Here is a 1,258-nt window from a genome sequence, read left to right on the forward strand (position 1 = left end):
AATCCTAGTGGTATAGAAAGCACTTACGAGACCTCCTTAATGTTTATTTCACCGCTAACATTATTGCCAGGATCTCGTCAGTGCTTTCTCTTTTTTGTCACTAAATCACAAAATTTGGTGATGAACCGAAAAAGAAAAGCTCCGCAAAATGTCTTTCTGCAGAGCTTTCAACATATTTTGATAATCTTCGGGCAGTGACAGTTGGCACCTAATTGATAACCTCCATAAACTCCGGTTGTCCAACTTTGTAATACAACTTATTAGTCCCTTCGTAAATATAAGAATCTAAAAATTCGTTCTCCGGTAAATAGTCTGGATACGAAACTTCTAGTGTGACTTTATTATCCTTAAGGATTAAGGTTGCATGCCCCTTGTTTCCTGCTCTGTCTTCAATAAACCAAAATTCCCCTACACCATTTTTATTAAACGTAACAGTGACCGGGTTTGAGAGTGACTGTCTTGCATTCGATCCGTCCGGCATAGACCACCAAATCCCGTAAAGTTGAACTTTTGCTTTGTTAGGAGAAGTAAACTTAATGATTGCTCCGACTCCAGGGCGAGATTTGTCTTTAGAAGTGAACCATTCACCACTATACTTTTGTAATCCAGCTTTTAATAGTTCCTGTTCCTCTTTCACTTGAGCCAATTTTGCTTTCGAAGGAGTTTCATATTTTACTCGACTATCGCGGTCTACATAATACCCGCCACCAATACCTAACATACCAGGTTTGAAAGCATAGATACGGAACTTTTGCCCTGGCTTTAGATTCCGAACGAATACTTTCTTACTTGCATCTAGCTTATAGAGTGGCGTTTGTTTTAAAATTGTTAATCTACCAATTTGTCCCGGCTTTAGCTCTACACCATCCCAGTAAACTTTTGCCTCTACGCTATGTTCATTATACGGAGTCAATAATAACAGACCTGCACTTAATAACGGAACAAGTAGTAATCCTTTGACCTTTTTCAAAACATTTACCTCCTCATAATATTAATTCCATAATATTTTAATACAGGTTTTAATTCCTATCAAGTTACTTTCTATTCACTTCAAAGAAAAAATACTTTGAACCCTTTTTCCGTGAAAATCCCCACCACTTGGTGAGTGCGGTATACGCTCCTGATCCGTGAGGGTATACTGAAAATGGCCAAAAAAGGCAATAGGAAAGCAGAGGTGCCCGATTTTAGGCATCTCGTATAACCTGTCTGCCTTTTGGCTAGACTAAATAAGTTGTGGTTGGCGGAACGGCTCTTTGCG

Annotated in this window: 2 protein-coding genes; one reads left to right on the top strand and one right to left on the bottom strand. The window is 39.0% G+C overall.

The genetic code is table 11. The features are described 5' to 3' along the window. A partial coding sequence (locus ETC02_RS17540; protein ID WP_216367873.1) for a hypothetical protein occupies positions 1-198 on the top strand: 198 nt, incomplete at its 5' end. A 10-nt stretch (positions 199-208) separates the two neighbouring features. On the opposite strand, the gene ETC02_RS17905 is transcribed toward ETC02_RS17540, so the two are convergent. Beyond that, positions 209-970 carry a hypothetical protein gene (locus ETC02_RS17905; protein ID WP_050367851.1) on the bottom strand — a complete coding sequence of 254 codons (762 nt, stop codon included), beginning with the start codon at positions 968-970 and terminating at the stop codon, positions 209-211. Between the last annotated feature and the right edge of the window lie 288 nt (positions 971-1,258).

The sequence above is a fragment of the Geobacillus sp. DSP4a genome, from assembly GCF_013096875.1.
Classification (GTDB): Bacteria; Bacillota; Bacilli; order Bacillales; family Anoxybacillaceae; genus Geobacillus; species Geobacillus thermophilus.